Source organism: Candidatus Baltobacteraceae bacterium, assembly GCA_036488875.1.
Lineage (GTDB): Bacteria > Vulcanimicrobiota > Vulcanimicrobiia > Vulcanimicrobiales > Vulcanimicrobiaceae > JAFAHZ01.
The window spans coordinates 47,905-64,942 of sequence record DASXGW010000010.1 but is presented as its reverse complement, the minus strand read 5'-3'; the positions used below and the strand labels follow the sequence as shown (position 1 = coordinate 64,942).

16 protein-coding genes are annotated in these 17,038 nt (G+C 62.4%); 13 read left to right on the top strand and 3 right to left on the bottom strand.

Features of this window, described 5'->3' with window-relative positions:
* Window positions 1-10: 10 nt before the first annotated feature.
* Window positions 11-1,087: a hypothetical protein gene (locus VGG89_12320; protein ID HEY1977329.1), complete on the bottom strand. Its 1,077-nt coding sequence runs from the start codon at window positions 1,085-1,087 to the stop codon at window positions 11-13.
* Window positions 1,088-1,223: 136 nt separating this feature from the next.
* On the opposite strand from VGG89_12320, the gene flhB reads away from it, so the two are divergent.
* From flhB to VGG89_12285, 7 genes are all read left to right on the top strand, one after another.
* Window positions 1,224-2,288: a flagellar biosynthesis protein FlhB gene (gene flhB / locus VGG89_12315; GenBank protein HEY1977328.1), complete on the top strand. Its 1,065-nt coding sequence runs from the start codon at window positions 1,224-1,226 to the stop codon at window positions 2,286-2,288.
* The gene (gene flhA / locus VGG89_12310) at window positions 2,289-4,403 is read left to right on the top strand and encodes a flagellar biosynthesis protein FlhA (GenBank protein ID HEY1977327.1); all 2,115 of its coding nucleotides are present in this window, start codon (window positions 2,289-2,291) and stop codon (window positions 4,401-4,403) included. It begins immediately after the preceding gene.
* A 6-nt stretch (window positions 4,404-4,409) separates the two neighbouring features.
* Window positions 4,410-5,072, top strand: coding sequence for a PilZ domain-containing protein (locus tag VGG89_12305; protein HEY1977326.1), 663 nt, complete (start codon window positions 4,410-4,412; stop codon window positions 5,070-5,072).
* 103 nt (window positions 5,073-5,175) lie between these two features.
* Window positions 5,176-5,538: a response regulator gene (locus tag VGG89_12300; GenBank protein ID HEY1977325.1), complete on the top strand. Its 363-nt coding sequence runs from the start codon at window positions 5,176-5,178 to the stop codon at window positions 5,536-5,538.
* Complete coding sequence (locus VGG89_12295) at window positions 5,535-6,149, top strand: chemotaxis protein CheC (protein HEY1977324.1); 615 nt, start codon at window positions 5,535-5,537, stop codon at window positions 6,147-6,149. The genes VGG89_12300 and VGG89_12295 overlap by 4 nt, the downstream gene beginning before the upstream one ends.
* Window positions 6,150-6,309: 160 nt before the next feature.
* Entirely contained in the window at window positions 6,310-8,301 is a 1,992-nt protein-coding gene (locus tag VGG89_12290; GenBank protein ID HEY1977323.1) for a chemotaxis protein CheA, read from the top strand.
* Between the two features lie 8 nt (window positions 8,302-8,309).
* Window positions 8,310-8,810: a chemotaxis protein CheW gene (locus VGG89_12285; GenBank protein ID HEY1977322.1), complete on the top strand. Its 501-nt coding sequence runs from the start codon at window positions 8,310-8,312 to the stop codon at window positions 8,808-8,810.
* A gap of 12 nt (window positions 8,811-8,822) precedes the next feature.
* Here the strand turns inward: VGG89_12285 and VGG89_12280 are convergent, their stop codons facing one another.
* Window positions 8,823-9,143 (bottom strand): hypothetical protein, encoded by a 321-nt coding sequence (locus VGG89_12280; protein HEY1977321.1) that lies wholly within the window; start codon window positions 9,141-9,143, stop codon window positions 8,823-8,825.
* A 5-nt stretch (window positions 9,144-9,148) separates the two neighbouring features.
* The gene (locus tag VGG89_12275; GenBank protein HEY1977320.1) at window positions 9,149-9,595 is read right to left on the bottom strand and encodes a hypothetical protein; all 447 of its coding nucleotides are present in this window, start codon (window positions 9,593-9,595) and stop codon (window positions 9,149-9,151) included.
* Between the two features lie 166 nt (window positions 9,596-9,761).
* Between VGG89_12275 and VGG89_12270 the strand changes: the two genes are divergently transcribed.
* The 6 genes from VGG89_12270 (at window position 9,762) to VGG89_12245 (ending at window position 16,901) form a co-directional block, all read left to right on the top strand.
* Complete coding sequence (locus tag VGG89_12270; GenBank protein HEY1977319.1) at window positions 9,762-10,145, top strand: BlaI/MecI/CopY family transcriptional regulator; 384 nt, start codon at window positions 9,762-9,764, stop codon at window positions 10,143-10,145.
* Window positions 10,145-12,235, top strand: coding sequence for a pentapeptide repeat-containing protein (locus VGG89_12265; protein HEY1977318.1), 2,091 nt, complete (start codon window positions 10,145-10,147; stop codon window positions 12,233-12,235). The genes VGG89_12270 and VGG89_12265 overlap by 1 nt, the downstream gene beginning before the upstream one ends.
* A gap of 94 nt (window positions 12,236-12,329) precedes the next feature.
* Complete coding sequence (locus VGG89_12260; protein ID HEY1977317.1) at window positions 12,330-13,076, top strand: pentapeptide repeat-containing protein; 747 nt, start codon at window positions 12,330-12,332, stop codon at window positions 13,074-13,076.
* Complete coding sequence (locus VGG89_12255; GenBank protein HEY1977316.1) at window positions 13,073-15,199, top strand: hypothetical protein; 2,127 nt, start codon at window positions 13,073-13,075, stop codon at window positions 15,197-15,199. The genes VGG89_12260 and VGG89_12255 overlap by 4 nt, the downstream gene beginning before the upstream one ends.
* A gap of 128 nt (window positions 15,200-15,327) precedes the next feature.
* Entirely contained in the window at window positions 15,328-15,939 is a 612-nt protein-coding gene (locus tag VGG89_12250; protein HEY1977315.1) for a hypothetical protein, read from the top strand.
* Between the two features lie 59 nt (window positions 15,940-15,998).
* Window positions 15,999-16,901, top strand: coding sequence for a hypothetical protein (locus tag VGG89_12245; GenBank protein ID HEY1977314.1), 903 nt, complete (start codon window positions 15,999-16,001; stop codon window positions 16,899-16,901).
* Window positions 16,902-17,038 lie beyond the last annotated feature (137 nt).

The window sequence follows — 17,038 nt, the reverse complement described above, 5'->3', positions numbered from 1 at the left end:
AAAAACCGGACTAACAACAGACGTATTTAAACTGGCCGATTTTATTCGCGCCGGTTTCGACGAAGTACAGTTCTCCCGTGCCTCCGATTGCCGGATTGATCGTCAGCGCGCCGGGTTGCGAGTTGGCCGTTGGGATCTTGAAGAGCTTCACTTTCTGCGTGGACGTCACGAACTGCCCGATTTGGTTACTGCTGGGATCGGAGAAGTAGAAGTTATTGTCGAGGCCCTCGATGAGCGCCGTGGGCGAGGACGCCGGATTGAGCGAGTACTCCGCGGCGACGTGACCGGTAATGAGCATGCGGCCGAGCTTCTTGGCGGTGCGTTCGGTAAACCATAGGGCGCCGTCGGCGCCGGCGACGATTGTCGCGAGGCCGGCGTTGCGCGTCGGAACGTTAAACTGCGTGACGGTGCCGCACGCCGACGTGTTGGTAACGGGAAGCCGCCCGATCTTATTGATGCCGGGTTCGGTAAACCAGAGGGATCCATCGGAGCCGGTGGTGATCGAGGTCGGGTCGGCGCCGCCCGGCAGCGTGCACGGCCCCCCCACGATGCCCTTTTGCGAAATCTTCCAGATCGCGTTGGTTGCGGGATCGGTTACCCACATGTTGCCGTCGGAACCCAGCGTGATGCTGGTCGGGCGCGCGGCATTGGAAAGCGAGAACTCCGAAATGACCGGGTATTGAGTCGTGGTGCCGCTGAGCTGGCCGACTTTTCCGATGTTCGTCTCGGTAAACCACAGCAAGCCGTTGGGACCCGAAGCGATACCGTTGGGACCGGCGTTCTTGGTCGGCGTCAGCGGCTCGGGGGTCTGGATCGCGCCGTTAGGGAGCACTTCGCCGATTTTGCTCGCTGCGTTTTCGGTGAACCAGACAAACGTTACGGTAGCAGATCCGGTCGAAGAACTGAGTGCGACGAGGCCCATCGGGCGGCTGTTGGCGGTCGGCACCTTAAACTCGGCACTGACATTGGGCATATAGGGCGGCCCCGGGGTCGCGGTTCCCGACGTCAACGGCGTGCCCTTGCCGCAAGCGGCCAAAAGGGCGGCAGCCAGTAATCCGAAAACGCTCGAGCGCAGCAGTGGTCGCAAAGCGGGGTCTCCCTTAAGCAAAGGTTTGGGTTCTGTCATCCTGGGTGGAGAGCACGCTCCTTATTGGCAGGCCGCCGCCGCTTTCCCCCATGCGAACTTTAACGGGGCGTGAGAGCGCTGCCGAAAACATGGAAGAATGGCCAGACCGGAGCAAACCGAGAAGCCGACCCCGAAGCGCCGGCAGGAGGCCAGGCAACGCGGCCAGGTCCCCCGCAGCCAAGAGCTGCCGGGTGCCGTCATTTTCTTTGCGCTCGTGTTCCTTATTTACGGCCTATTCAGCCGCGCTCAAATGGCGGTGCAAGCCTCGATCGAGAACGCCTTTACCCACGCGGGCACCGTCCAAGACCCGAACATCCACTCCGTGCAGATCCTCCTGATGCGAGCGGCGGAACCCTACGTGCCGCTCATGCTGCTGATTTTCGGCGTCGCGTTCACGTTGGGCTTCCTTGCCAACGTTGGGCAGTTCGGCTTCATCTTTTCGGCCAAGACGCTCAAGCCGAGTTTTTCGAAGATCAATCCGCTCTCCGGATTTACGCGGCTGTTCTCCAAACAAATCCTCTTTAATCTCGGTAAGCAGCTGGTCAAGTTGGCGGCGGTTATCGCCATCCTGTTTCAAACCATTTCGCACAATCTCGGCTTCCTCGCGCAGATCGGGCAGACCAATCCCGAAGCGTATCTGACGAGCGTGGCCGCCGTGATCTTCTCGTTCGCGTGGAAGTTCGCGCTGCTGCTGGTGGTGGTCGGCTTATTGGATCACGCCTGGATGCGCTATCAGTACGAAGACGGCCTGAAGATGACCAAACAGGAAGTCAAGGACGAGTGGCGCCAATCCGAAGGTAATCCCGAAGCCAAGGGCGCGCTCAAGCGCCGCCAGCGCGAGTTCGCGCGCCGTCGCATGATGGCGTCCGTGCCGCGCGCAACCGTGGTGGTGACGAACCCGACGCACTTCGCGGTGGCGCTGGAGTGGAACGAGCTGGAGATGGAGGCACCGGTGGTCACCGCAAAAGGTGCCGATCTATTGGCCAAGCGTATTCGTCAGCTCGCCGAAGAACACGGCGTGCCGATCATGGAAAACCCGCCGTTGGCGCGCACGCTGTACGAAAAGGTCGAGCTCGATCAGGCGATACCGCCGAACCTCTACGCCGCGGTAGCGCAGGTGATCGCGTTCGTCTTCAAGCTCAAGAGAAAGACGATAGCTTAGGTGGCTGCAGCACAATCGCCGGCTAACGGCAATGAGTCGTTCGTCGCTCGCTTAGGGCAGAGTCTGCCGCTGCTGGTCGCGGCCGGCTCGGTCGCGCTCGTCTTGCTGATGATCGTCCCGATCCCGCCCCTGCTGCTCGACGTTCTTTTGTCGATCAATATCATCGTCGCGCTCGTTATCATCGGCACGAGCCTCTATACCGAGAACGCTCTGCAGTTCTCGGTGTTCCCGACCCTGTTGCTGGTCATCACGCTCTTTCGGCTGTCGCTCAACATCACCGCGACCCGTCAGATTCTGCTGCACGGCTACGCCGGCGAAGTCATCAACTTCTTCGGACAGATCGTCGTCGGCGGCAACTACGCCGTCGGATTCGTGATCTTCCTCATCTTGGTCATCATTCAGTTCGTGGTTATTACCAACGGTGCGGGGCGCGTCGCCGAAGTCGCGGCACGTTTTACCTTGGACGCTATGCCCGGCAAGCAGCTCGCCATCGACGGCGATCTCAACGCGGGCCTCATCACGGAAGCCGAGGCGCGTCAGCGCCGCAGAGACATCCAGCGGTCGGCCGACTTCTACGGCGCGATGGACGGTGCCAGCAAGTTCGTTCGCGGCGATGCAATCGCGGCCGTCATCATCGTGGCGATCAATACGATCGGCGGCTTTATCGTCGGCGTCGCGCAGCTCGGCCTGACCGTACCGGAATCGCTGCAGCGCTTTACCTTGCTCACGGTGGGCGAAGGCATCGTCACGCAGGTCCCGGCGCTCTTGATTTCGACCGCGACCGGCATTATCGTTACGCGCGCCGCCAACGAATCCGATTTCGGGCGCGACATCAGCAAACAGCTCACCGCGCAGCCCAACGCACTGCTCATCGCCGCAATCATGGCGGCCGTCTTCGGACTGGCCGGCCTCGCTCGCCCGATTCTCCTCACGCTGGCGGCCTTGATGTTCGTCTTGTATTTCTACCGCCGCCGGCAGGTCGCGAACGCTCCGAGCGAAGCGCTGCTCGCCGCGCAGAAAGCCGCGACGGCAGCGCCCAAGCCGGCCGAGAGCGTCGTGCCGCTGCTGTCGTACGATCCGATGGAGCTCGAAATCGGCTTCGGCCTCATCCCGCTCGTCGACGTGAACCAGGGCGGCGATCTGCTCGAGCGCATCACGTTGATTCGCCGCCACTCCGCGCGCGATCTCGGTATCGTCGTGCCGCCGATTCGCGTTCGCGACAACCTGCAGCTGCGTCCCAACGCTTACGTCGTCAAGATCTACGGCCTCGAAGTCGCGCAGGCCGAAGTGATGGTCAGCCGGCTGATGGCGATGAATCCGGGAACGGCAACGGCGCCGCTCGACGGCATCGCCACGACCGAGCCCGCCTTCGGGCTGCCCGCGTTGTGGATCTCCGAAGGCGCGCGCAGCGAAGCGGAGATGGCCGGATATACGGTGATCGATCCGACGAGCGTCATCGCGACGCATCTGACGGAAATCATCAAGTCGCATGCGCCCGATCTGCTCGGCCGCCAAGAGACGTCGGCGCTGCTCGACAACATCAAGTCGCACTATCCGGTCGTCGTCGAGGAGCTCGTTCCGAGCTTACTAACCGTAGGCGAGGTGCAGCGGGTGCTGCAAAGCTTGTTGCGCGAACGCATTCCGATTCGCAACCTCGTGCTTATCCTCGAAACGCTCGCCGACGCAGCGCGCGTCAGCAAAGACATCGACTATCTCACGGAGAAGGTCCGCGGTGCGCTCGCTCGGCACATTTCGGCCGAGTACGCAGAGAACGGCCTGCTGTCGGTCATCACGGTGGACCCGCGCCTGGAAGCGTTGTTGGCAGAAGCGGTGCGCCGCGGCGAAGACGCGTACGCGCTGCTCGATCCCAACACCGTAGCGCGCGTCTACACGTCGCTCACGCGGCAGATCGCGACCGCGCAGAACGCCGGACTGCAGCCGATCGTGCTATGCTCGCCGTCGGTGCGTCTAGCGCTCAAACGGCTCACCGAACGGGCCGCGCCGCAACTGGTCGTCCTCTCGTACTCCGAGATTCCGCCGGGTCTGCGCGTCGAGTCGATCGGACAGATTTCGACGACCGAAGATGCCGCCGCGCCCATGGGATCGCCGAGCTAACCGCACATGCTGAAGTCGTTCTTAGGAAAATCGGCCATACCGCCGGCAAAGTTGCCGCAGCGCAACTCTGCCGTCGACGTCGTCGTCGGCGGACGGGCGTCCCGGACGGTAACCGTTGACGAGTGCGGGGACCGTGGGATCGTCACGCGCGAGGTGATCGGCCGGCTGGGCGAACCCGCGGTGTTCGTCTACACGACCCCCGCCGGGCGCTTCCGCCTGCAAACCAAGATCGTGGCCGTCAAAGGCAGCAACACCTACTTCGAGCCGCCTAAACGCGTCGATTTGGTCGGCGCCGCGCAGGCCGCGCAGAAGCGCTCGAGCGTGCGTCTCGGCGCGCTGGTCACCGGCGCGTGGCGCTTCGCTATCAACGGTAAGGGCTCGGGGGAGTTCGTGCGGGCCACCATCGGGGACATCAGCCGCGGCGGATGCGCGCTCACCACGGACCGCCCGTTGCGGCCGGGGACCACGCTCGAAGTCAAGCTGACCCTGCGCGAGGATAAGCCGCCGTTGGTCTTGCTCGCGGAGGTCATGCGCCACCACGAGATCCGCGCCTCCGGAAAGCATTCCCACGGCGTGCGGTTTCGCGGCGTTCGGCCCGAAGAGGATAACGCGATCATCGAGTTCATCAATCGCAAGCAATCCGAACTGCGCAGCCGCGGACTAGCATGATACGAGTAGCGGCGGGGCGGCCTGGTCTGGGCGTCGAAGTGCTCGCCGCGAGGGGGACGCGTATGCGTCCCTTCCTAAGCCAACTACGCCTTTGGAGCTACGGATGAGCAAAAGGGTCCTCATCGTCGACGATGCGGTCGTCATGAGAATGATGATCAAAGGGATTTTGTCCAAGAACGGATTCGAAGTCGTCGGCGAGGCGCAGAACGGCGTCGAGGCGGTCGACAAGTACAAGCAGCTGACGCCCGATCTCGTCACGATGGACATGGTCATGCCCGAGATGGACGGCATCACCGCCGTCAAACAGATCATCGCGCACGACCCCAACGCGCGCATCATCATGTGCACGTCGATGGGTCAGCAGGCGCTCGTGGTCGAGGCCATTCAAGCCGGAGCGAAATCGTTCATTACCAAGCCGTTCCAACCGCCGAAAATTCTCGAAACGATCAATAAGGTGCTCTCATGAGCTCGGGTCAATCCCTCAACCTCAGCGAGCTCCAAAAAGACGCGCTCAAGGAAGTCGGCAACATCGGCGCGGGACACGCGGCGACCGCGTTGTCGCAGCTGCTCAATGCGAAGATTAATCTGAGCGAGCCGCGCATCGACGTCATCAAGTTTCGCGATCTGGCGTCGCGCGTCGGTCACGAGAACCGCACGGTGGCAGCGCTGCACATGTACGTGCGCGGCGAGGCGCCGGGTCAGATGGTCGTGCTCTTCGATCGCGAACAGGCGCTGGACTTCGTCAGCCAGTTCCTGCATCGCGTCATCGGCGACATTCAGATCTTCGATTCCATCGCCGATTCGACGCTTAAAGAGCTCGGCAATATCATCGCGGGCTCGTATCTGACGGCGATCATTCAGCTGACCGGCAGCAACTTGCTCCCGTCGGTGCCGACGCTCTCGTACGGCACGGTGCAGGCCGCGTTCCGGACGCTGATGTCGATCCTCCCCGATCAAGACGTGTTCTTGATCGAATCCAGCTTCCTCGATAAAGAGAAGGAAGTCGCCGGCCAGTTCATCCTGATACCGGAAACCGGCTCGCTCGGCCCGCTGCTCTCGGTATTCGGCGTTGAGTGAGCTGCAGGACGAAGTCCCGCTGAATCACGGTTAGAGCGATAATGATGGTTTGGCGCGCCCTAGGGGAATCTCAAGCCCACCGAGATGTGTCGCGCGCCATGGCCCGGGGGCCCCATGCGCAGCATGGGGGGCGCGGAGGCGGAGCCGGAGCGCCTTCCAAATGAGCGACGAACTCTTTAACCGCGAAGAGTTCGTTGCGTACTTTCGCGACGAAGCGGAAGAGTTGTTGCAGCAGATCGACGCCGATCTGCTCAAGCTGGAAGAGTGCGTCAATAGCGCAGAGGGTCACGCCGAGATCGTGAACTCACTGTTCCGCGCGCTGCACACGATCAAAGGCAGCGGCGGAATGCTGGGCTTCACCGAGGTTCAAGGCGTCGCGCACAAGCTCGAGAACCTCGCCGATCTGCTGCGCAAAGATCGCATGCCGCTCTCCGAAACGTCCGTCGACGTTCTGTTTCACGGGCGCGACTTTCTTACCGACCTCGTCGAAACGGCCGTCAGCGACGCACCGCCGCCCAGCGGGCTCGTCGAGTATCTGTCGCGGCTCGATCAGTTCGTGGCGATCTACGAGGAGACGTCGCAGGTCATCGAAGGAAACATCGGGGCGGAGATGACGTTCGAAGCGGCGGCCTCGGAGGAAAGCAAAGCGGCCAGTCCCGCCGACGTGGACGCGTTCGAAGCCGAAGTCGCGCGTCTGCTCGCCGAGGCCGAAGCGCAGCGTTCGTCGGCAGCCGTAGCCGCCGTCGAACCGGCACCCGCACCGGCGGTCGCCCCCGCGCCGGCACCGCAACCGCCTCCCGAGGCGGTTGCTGCCGCGGCCCCGGCTGCCGCACCCGAAGCGCCCGCAAAGCCGCAAAAGCAGGCCGACGGCGGCAAGCGCAGCTCGCTCCACCAAACGATTCGCGTGGATATCGAACGTCTCGACGCATTGCTCAACCTCGTCGGCGAGCTCGTCATCAACCGCACGCGCATTTCAGACATCGCCAATACGCTCGAGCGCCTGATGAACGACAAAGCGACGGCGGCGGGCCCCGGCGGCACCATGGGCGCGCAGCACGGCATTATCGCGCCGCTGGCTAAGGATCTCGCCGATTCGGCGGCGCTCCTCGCGCGCACGACCAACGAGATTCAAGAATCGATCATGAAGGTGCGCATGGTGCCGATCGGACAGGTCTTCGACCGGTTCCCGCGCCTCGTGCGCGACGTAGCCAAAGCGCGCGGAAAAGAAGTACAGCTCGTAATTTCGGGTGCGGAGACCGATCTGGACAAGACGATCGTCGACGAAGTCGGTGAGCCGCTCATGCACTTGCTGCGCAACAGCGTCGACCACGGCATCGAACCGCCCGACGTCCGTCAACAGCGCGGCAAGCAGCGCGCGGGAACCATCGCGCTCAACGCCTATCACGAAGGCAATCAGATCATCATTGAAGTGACCGACGACGGCGGCGGCATCGATCTCGAAAAGGTTCGCGCGCGCGGCATCAAGCAAGGTTTGATCTCCTCCGAAGATCGTTTGAGCGATCGTGAGCTCATCGAGCTCATTTTTACGCCGGGATTTTCGACCGCCGAAGTCATCTCGGACGTCAGCGGCCGCGGCGTCGGCATGGACGTCGTGAAGAAGAACATCACGAGCCTCAAGGGAATTTTCGACGTCGACAGCGTTGCCGGCCAAGGAACGCGCTTCACGATCAAGCTTCCGTTGACGCTCGCGATCATCCAAGCGCTGCTCATCCGCGTGGTTGACGAGCTCTACGCGATTCCCCTCGACTCCGTCATCGAATCGCAGCGTGTCGAAATGCCCGACGTCCGGACCGTGCACGGCAACGAAGTCATCACGTTGCGCGGACAGGTCGTGCCGCTCGTGCGCGTTGCGGACTTCTTCCAGCTAGGCGGTCAGCGCGACCCCGAAAAAGTCATGATCGTTATCGTCGGCTTGCAGGGCAAGCAAGTGGGCCTCGTCGTCGATTCGTTCGAAGGCGAACAGGAGATCGTGATCAAGCCGCTATCCGACGTCGTCGGAAGGATTCCCGGCATTTCGGGCGCGACGATCCTCGGTAACGGCTCGATCTCGCTCATCATCGACGTTCACTCGCTCGTCAGCGAAGCGCACCTCAGCGGCAAAGCGGCGCGAGCCGAATTCTCCGGAGTATAATCGAACCCATGGCCGACACCAGAGAGCAAACCCAGCAACTATCCGGCGAAGTCGTTCAAGTCGTCTCGTTCCGCCTGGGCGGTGAAGAGTACGGCGTCGACATCGCGCAGGTACAAGAAATCATTCGCATGGTCGAGATCACGCACGTGCCGCGCGCGCCGCGTTTCATGGAAGGCGTGATCAATCTGCGCGGTCAGCTGATTCCGATCATCGACCTGCGCACGCGCTTTGGCATGTCGCGGATCAACCCGACCAAGAGCACCCGGATCGTGGTGACTGAAATCGGCAACAAGCGCGTCGGCATTGTCGTCGACAGCGTCTCCGAAGTGCTCAATATTCCCATCGAAAACGTCGAGGACGCCCCCGAAATGGTGGCCGGCGTCGGCACCGAGTACATCCAAGGGGTCGGCAAGCTGGGCGAGCGTCTCATCATCATGCTCGACCTCACCATGGTCATCTCCACCGAAGAGAAGCAAGCGCTCGAGACCGTCGAGGGAACTCCGTCCTAAACGAACGTCGAACTACGGATGAAGCGGTGGGATGAACGAAACGATCGTTCCGCCGTGACTCTGGATCACGATGACTCCGCCCGGACACGTATACTTTACCGCCCCCGACGCGCTCATTCGGCTGCACGATCTTGGGAGGTTTGCTCGATACCACCGATCGACGGCATCCACGCTATCGTTGGTCGTTTGCTGGTAGGGAACACCTTGGGCCAATGCGTTTGCCGGGATATCGCCCATCCCGAGCGCCGGTGCGCCGTGCGGATAGAGCGGCAGAGTTCCATCGTGGCCGGCCGCGACGGCCAGAAGTAATGCGGCGAGCGCGATATATTTCATGCCGGTCACCGGTCTACGACTTCGACGATGGTTTTGGTGCCGGTTGCATAAATCGACACGCTGCCTCGCGCGTGCTCGACATCTACGGAGAAGTCGCCCGCCGCTAGATGCGGGTGAACGTAGCTCCAGTCCGTTATGTCGGCAGGCCCGCTGGGATCGCTGCTGACCCAGTTGCCCCCCATGTCGCTCGGGATGTGCGACTTGTACCACGCGACTACGGCGGGCGCGGAGTCGGACGTCTGAAACTGGTATATGCCGGGTTCTAATCCCGGCGTTGCGGCGCTCGTTACGTTGCTCGAGTAGAGCGGGACCCGGTACTTGACCCCATCGAGAGCGCCCGACGACGGTGACGTCGCGGACGATTGCGATGTCGCACTCGATGGCGGGGACGAATGCGCGCATGCCGATGCAAGCGCAAGCGCGGCCAGCGCGGCTCCCAGTCGAAGAATCATGGGTGGGTCTCCTTCGGAAACGGGTGATCTCGGGGCAGCGTAACCCGCTGCCGTGCAGCGACCGTGCGAAAGAGCTGGGCTGCTCCGGGTAGCCCCTTAAGGAATTAGTTGACAGCCGGGCTTAAAGGCTGTAGGATACAACTAATTTCTTAGGAGGTATCCCGTTTTGGCTCGGAAACGATCGACAACCCTTACGGAAGCGGAGCTGCGGCTCATGGACGTGCTCTGGCAAAAAGGGCAAGCGACGGTCGCGGAAGTGACGGCCGCGCTGCCGCCCCCGCCGATCGCCTACAACAGCGTTCTGACGACCATGCGCATTCTGGAGCAGAAGGGTTACGTCGCGCACGAAGAGGCCGGCCGGGCGTTCATCTATCGTCCGCTAGTCGAACGGGAAGCCGCGGCTCAAAACGCCGTGGGCCACGTCCTTTCAAGGTTTTTTGACAACAGCGCGGGCGAGCTCGCGCTACGCTTGATCGAGAACGAGAAGCCTTCGCGCGACGAACTAACTCGTCTGAAGGCGCTCATCGAGCAGTACGAGGAGGGCCAATAATGCTTGCCGCTCTCGTCGACACGTTCAACGCGATCGCCTCGCCGATCGCCGCCGTCGTTCTGAACGCCTTGTGGGAAGGGCCGTTGCTGGTGGTGGCCGTCTGGCTGCTGGTTCGCACGTGGCCGCAGATCAACGCGTCGACGCGTTACGCGATCTGGTGCACCACATTGGCGGCGGTCGTGATCGTTCCGATCGCCACGACGCTTCCGTTCTTCACGCTTACGACCCCGAGCACGCCCTCGACGGCAACCGCCTCGACGGCGACTACCTCGTCCTCGCCGAAAACCACGGCGAAGGCGCTGCGGGTGGGGAGGGCGCCCAAGGTGACGCACGCCCTCACCACCCGATTGGAGCCCGCTTCAACGCCGGCGCAAAGCACCGCGCAGCTGGCCGCGCTACCGCCTCGTTTCCGCGTGACGTTCCCCCTCCCCCTCGCCATCGGTGTGTTCGCGCTCTGGGCCGTTCTGGCACTCGTCGCGTTGGTGCGCCTGGCGATCGGTCTGGTGCGGCTCGAGCAACTCAAACGCGACGCCTTACCGCTTCCCTTAGAGTACCGCGACGCGATGGACCGCTGGGCGCGCGCGAATAAAGGCTCGCGCGAAGTGCGCCTGTGCGTGAGCGACGAGACCGACGTTCCGGTTGCGGTCGGCCTGTTCGATGCGATGATCCTGATACCGCGTTCGCTGCTCGAGCTGTTGTCCGCAACGGAAGTCGATCAAATCAGCCTGCACGAGCTCGCGCATCTGCGCCGCGGCGACGACTGGACGAACGGTTTCCAGCGCATCGCGCTGGCGCTGCTGGCCTGGAATCCCGCCGCGCTGTTCGTTTCGCAGCAGCTCGATCTCGAACGCGAAGTAGCGTGCGACGATTGGGTGCTCTCGCTGACCGGAACGGTGCGTCCCTACGCGATGTGCTTGACCAAGATGGCCGAAACGTCGGCGTGGCCGCGCCAGCCGATTCCGGCGCCCGGCGTCTTCGCGACGCGCAAGCATATCTCGCTGCGCATCGAGCGCCTCCTCGGCGCGGGCCGTAACATCGCCACGACGCTGGCGATCGGTCCGGCTGCCATCGCGATCGCGATCGTCGCAACGCTGTCGCTTGCCATCGCGGCGGTCGCGCCGTCGGTTGCAGCACCGTGTCTGCAGGCGTTATCGATTCCGCCGCCGGTCGTGGCGGTTTCGGTGCCGGCTCCGAAGATCCAGAAGATCATCGTCTTCCGCAGCGCTCCGCCGTTGCCGGCCATGCCCGCGACCAACGTTCGCGTTCCCGCGACCAACGTTCGCGTTCCCGCGACCAACGTTCACGTTCCCGCGACTAACGTTCACGTGCCCGAGACCAACGTTCGCGTGCCCGAGATCGACGTTCGCGTTCCGGCCGCCAACGTTCACGTACCGGCGATGAACTTTGCGATTCCGCACGTCGACGTGGACTCGATCGTGAAAAGCACGCTCAAGGGCATGCCCTTGCATCGCATGGTTGCGCAGAGCGCGCTTGGGGAGTGCAGCGGGTGCGATTACTCCGGCGCCAACTGGGCCGGCAAGGACGTGCGCAACCGGAACTTCACGGGCGTCGATTTGAGCAACTCGAATCTGCAGGGAGCCGACTTCTCGTCGAGTCACCTCAGCGGCGTCGATTTCACTCACGCGAACCTTCGCGGTGCCAAGTTCCACGACGCGCAGCTCGTGGGGTGCGATTTCTCCGGTGCCAATCTGGTCGATACCGACTTCAGCGGTGCCAAGCTCTCGGGTTGCCAGTTCACCGGAGCGCAGATGACCTCGTCGGAAATCCGTGCCATCCTCAACACCTGCACCGGATGCGACTTCAGCAAGGCCAACCTAAGCGGCATCGACCTTTCCGGCGTAAGAACGAGCGGCATCGATTTTAGTGGTGCGAACCTGAGCGGCGCAAACTTGAGCGGCTCGGAGTTCGTCGGCGACGACTTCAGCGGCGCCAAATTCGACGGCGCTCGGCTCGACGGAACGACGTTCAACGGTTGCGACCTCAGCGGCGTCGATCTGAGCCGGGTCGATCTCTCGAAAACGAAAATGATCGGTACGGATTTTTCGGTTCGCCGAAGCCCGGAACCTTAGACCCCGCTACTCGGTACCTTAACTGCCTGAAATTGGAGCCTCGCGCAGAGGCTTGGTTCCCCGCGTCCCTCTCGATCGCCAAAAGGAGCCTAACGTGATCTCCATCCTCGCCGTAGTCCTCGCTCTGGTTACGGGTTTGCCGTCGAACTGCGTGGGATGTTCGTTTGCGAACCGCGATCTGCGCGGCGCGGATCTCTCGAACACGAAATACGTCGGCGCGAGCTTCGCCCATACCGATCTTCGTAACGCGAGCTTCCGCGACGCCGATCTGGCCGGCGCGAGCTTCCACGACGCCGATCTGCGAGGCGCGGACTTTAGCGGCGCGCATCTCGCAGGGATCAGCCTGCGTAACGCGCGCATTGCGGGCGCGCGTTTCGAAACGGCCGAGCTCGCGGGCGTCGACTTACGCGAGGTTCTCGACGGCGCCTCCGACGCAGACGTCCGCGGACTGCTGCACGCATGCGCGGGGTGCGATATGAGCGACGCAAATCTTTCCGGTCGCAATCTCGACGGGATTGGGATCCCCGGCGGCAATCTGCGCGGCGCGCGTGCAAGCGGCGCTCGGTTGGAAGGCGCCGATCTCGAAGGCGTCAACTTCCGCGGCGCCGACCTTCGTAATGCCGACCTGCGCAACGCGCGGCTGTGCAACTACAATACCGACGTCGTCGGCGGCGTTACGGTAAATCGCCAAGTGGGTTGCGCTTCGTTTGAGAGTGCCGACGTGCACGGCGCCGACCTGCGCGGCGCTCTGCTCTGCGAGCATAAGCAGTGCACGCCGGTCGATGCCGCAACCCTACGCGCGCACGCGCACTCCGATTTAGCGGGAGCCATTCTTCCGTGAAGCGATCGATCGCTCTAGCCGCGCTGCTGGCTGCGTATACGGCAAGCGGCGCGCTGGCGGCCACGTATCCGCAAATCGCCGTCACCGAGCTCGCTGCCCCGGCGACTGCCGGAGGCGGTTCGTCGCAGTGGGATAAGGCCACGAACGTCAAGCTGACGTGGGACGTCGGGCACGCGCAGCCGGCGCGAGACGCCACCGACGTTCTCGTGACGACCGACGGCAAGTTTCTCTACGTCCGGTTCGAGGCCAAGCAGTCCGAGCCGATCGTCGACAATCAGCACAGCAACGACACGGTTACCGGCGGCGCCAACATCGGCGGCGGCATCGCCTGGAGCGACGACGCCGTCTGGGTCGACCTCTGGCCGACCGGCGCCGCAGGGTTTCAGTACCAGTTCGAATCGAACCCGATCGGCGCGCACAACGAGTACTCCAGCGAGAACACCGCGTTTTCGCCGCAGTGGGAGACGCACGGCACGCGCACGGCCGGCGGTTACACCGTGACGATGGCGATTCCGATGAGGGTCGTTCACGGCGCTAAAGTGGGAACGTGGCGGATGCAGTTCGTGCGCTACGTTCGGTCCAGCGGCGAGCTCAACGTGTGGTCGTACGATTCGGCTCAGACCAATCCGGACGATCCAATGCGCGCGGGTTACGTAAACGTGCCCATCGTCGCGCGCGCGCCGCTTCCCAAGCCTCGCGTCGGTATCTACGGCTTGGGTTCGATAGCGAGTTCGTCGGCGGGCGGATCGACGTCGCGCGTCGGTGCCGATTGGTCGGTGCCGGTGGCGCAGACGGCCGCCTTCTTTGGAACGTTCCACCCGGATTACTCCGACGTGGAGATCGATCAGCAGTCGATTTCTCCGACCGTCTTTCCTCGCGTCTTTAGCGAAGTACGGCCGTTCTTCACGCAATCGGCACCCTACTATAACCAGTTCAACTGCAACGTCTGCAACGGTTTTCGCACGACGCTGTACACGCCGGCGATTCCGACGCCGGCGCAGGGCTACGCCTTCGAAGGGCGTCAGGGCGAGTTTGGACTCGCAGCCTTCGATGCGATCGGCGACGGACGAACCGACGCCGCCAGCGCGCTCAACTATACGTCCCCGAACACGCAGTGGAACGGGGCGCTCCAGCACGTCGTGGCGGACGTTCCCGGAGTCGTCGACGTCACCAACCAAGTCGGTGTGAATTGGTTCAACGGCAAGTACTATAGCGCGTACGTAAACTATGCCAACGAAACCGGAACCTTGGTAACCAATCCGGGTCAGGCGACCTGGTGGGACGCGGGTACCGGCTGGGGCAATCAGCACTTCGCGCTCTTTGGATCGATGCGCAGCGTCGGTTCGCAGTTCAATCCCGTCGACGGCTTCGACTCGCATCCCGGCATCGCGGGATACGCGCTGTACAGCGCGCGCGTCTGGACGTTAGCACCCCAAGACTTTCTCTCGTCGGTCGGCGTTTCGGGATTCATGGATCGTTACCAAGGTCCGCAGTACGGTATCGCGCAGAGCGACAATCAAGCGCTGATCGACATCCTGACGAAAAATACCATCGATCTGCAGCTATTTTCCGGATCGGACTACTGGCGATTCGGAACGCTCTTAGAGCCGCTATCGCAAAATGCGGGATTCTCGCTGACCTTTCACAGCGGCATGCAGAACAACATGAATAACTTCCCGACCCACGGATCGTCGGCGACGCCGACCCAGATTCAATACTATACCGGAAACTACGGGCTCAACGGGCGCCTCGACACGTGGTTCCGCAACTCGACGATTCGGGTCGGAAGCCGCGGCGCACTGACGTTCACGCTCGACAATACCGCTCAGTATTTCTCGCACGGCAGCGACAACCGGCAATGGTTCGAGGGCGTCTCGTACTCGTATCAAGTGTCGTCGGATTCCTCGTTCGCCGTGGGCGTTCGCCGCGTCGTCGGCTATCCGCCGGATCCCAACGGCGGCGGTAACTGCATGGGAACCTGCTCCAACGTATCGATAGCCTATCACCTCCGTTTGCGTAACGAAGAGCTGTACGTCGCGTACGGCAATCCAAATACGCTCGTAACCGTCCCCCAAGCTCTCGTAAAAGTGATCTTCTACGCCGGTGCCGAGAAGGGAACGTGATTGACGTCGCGCTGTGTCACCGCGCTGGCATCGTGAAACACCGCCATCGAACCCTCGTACATGTCGCGATCGATCGAAAGACATGTGCCAACTAAACGACACTCATCGACAAAGGAGATCGTACCATCGTGAAACGTTCCATTCTCGCTCTTGCCGGCGCATTGAGTATAACGATGAGCGCAGCACCGGCGTTTGCAGCGACCTCACTCGACGTTCCAATAGTTGCCTCAGCACCGTCGCTCGATCCGCACGCGCCGTCGGCATTTGGTAAGGCCGGCAGCGCAACGCTCGCGTTCGACTCGTCCGGCGGTCGCGTCGCCGAGCCCGCTGACGTTCACGTCGTGCGCGATAACTCGGCGCTCTACGTGCGCTTCGACGTTCCGCAAAGCGAACAACTCGTCGGTCTGCCCGGCGGCGATTCGGTCGCCATCGACCTTTGGCCCGGCGGAAGCACGGGCCAGCGATATCACCTGGGCGTCGGTCTCGACGGCAAACACACCGACGACAGCACCGCCAATACTGCCGGGTGGGACACCGCGGCCGCATCGTACAGCGGCGGCTATACGGTGACGATGAAGATTCCGCTCGACGTGCTCGGATCGTCGTCACGCGTACAGTTCTCGCGGTGGCTCTCGTCGACCGGCGAACTGCAACTTTGGTCGCACGACGGCGGCCAGACGGCCGACGACTTGGCTCAGGCCGGCACGCTCTCGCTCGCCAGCGCGGTTGGCAAAAACTAACCAAAGCTCAGGCGTAACAAGCAGGCCTCCACAGCCGTTGGGGGAGTAGAATGGCAGGGATGTACAAGGCTCTCCCCGCGGTGCTGATCGTAGCGCTCGCCACGATCGCTCCCGCTTCCCCGACGGCCGCGGCGGCGGCTCCCACTCCCGCGCCCGCTGCTACGCGGACGCCTCCTCCGCAGATCTATCACATCATTACTCGGCCGTTGTGCAGCGAACTGCACAAGCACATAGCCCCGGCCTTGAGCATGATGCTGCAAAGCGATCGCACCATTGGCAAGAGCCCCGACCTCTTCAAGCGTTATAATCAAGCCGGCCTCTACGGCGTCGACAACAGCACGAGCGCGAACGCCGGTTACAATCCAGGGTCTCCCTCGACCGGTGGTGCTGCCCAGACTCTCCTCAACCCGTCGCAAAACATGGCGTTGCTCGGAATGGAAAACTTGATCGGTCCGATCGCCAACAACGCGATCGCCATTGAGAAGATTCTCGATTCTCCGGAGCTGACGCACGGCTCGGGAACTCCCGAAGACGACGCGCATCTTGCCGACATTCGCGCGAAACTGCTCAAAGCGCTGGCGACTCAGCAGGCCTCGCTCGATATCATCAGCGGCTTCGTCGATACGCAACAGATGGCCGATCTCCAGCACTCGGGCCAAGAGTACATCGAGTCGGTCAATCAGCACAGCGATTTCACGAGTTCGCACCAGTACGGGACTCCGTCGCCAAACCCACTGTACGGTAATCCGAATCAAGCCGGACTTCCGCAAAATCCCTATAGCATCGATCTCGCGAACGTTCCGGGTTTGACGCTGGGCTACAATCCGGTCACGCGCCTGCTCGAGGGATTGAACTGGACGATCGGCGAGACGCAAAAGCGCGAAAACGATGCGGCGAAATCGGTGCTCGATAGCGCCGCGCTGTGCTCCAACTCGCCGGTGAGCACCAAAAAGACGAACTAGCGGCGCCGCCCTTGACTATCGAACATATGTTCGATACCATGGTTTCCCATGGCGATGCCGAGTCAGCTTTCCCCCTCCCGCCATACCGCCTTTGCCGCCCTAAAAGCGGACCTCGATAACGCTGCGTTCGCCGCCCC

Coding starts and splice junctions, on each gene's coding strand:
- flhB (HEY1977328.1), top strand. CDS start 1,224: ATGGCCAGACCGGAGCAAACCGAGAAGCCGACCCCGAAGCGCCGGCAG.
- VGG89_12305 (HEY1977326.1), top strand. CDS start 4,410: ATGCTGAAGTCGTTCTTAGGAAAATCGGCCATACCGCCGGCAAAGTTG.
- VGG89_12300 (HEY1977325.1), top strand. CDS start 5,176: ATGAGCAAAAGGGTCCTCATCGTCGACGATGCGGTCGTCATGAGAATG.
- VGG89_12295 (HEY1977324.1), top strand. CDS start 5,535: ATGAGCTCGGGTCAATCCCTCAACCTCAGCGAGCTCCAAAAAGACGCG.
- VGG89_12290 (HEY1977323.1), top strand. CDS start 6,310: ATGAGCGACGAACTCTTTAACCGCGAAGAGTTCGTTGCGTACTTTCGC.
- VGG89_12285 (HEY1977322.1), top strand. CDS start 8,310: ATGGCCGACACCAGAGAGCAAACCCAGCAACTATCCGGCGAAGTCGTT.
- VGG89_12280 (HEY1977321.1), bottom strand. CDS start 9,143: ATGAAATATATCGCGCTCGCCGCATTACTTCTGGCCGTCGCGGCCGGC.
- VGG89_12275 (HEY1977320.1), bottom strand. CDS start 9,595: ATGATTCTTCGACTGGGAGCCGCGCTGGCCGCGCTTGCGCTTGCATCG.
- VGG89_12265 (HEY1977318.1), top strand. CDS start 10,145: ATGCTTGCCGCTCTCGTCGACACGTTCAACGCGATCGCCTCGCCGATC.
- VGG89_12245 (HEY1977314.1), top strand. CDS start 15,999: ATGTACAAGGCTCTCCCCGCGGTGCTGATCGTAGCGCTCGCCACGATC.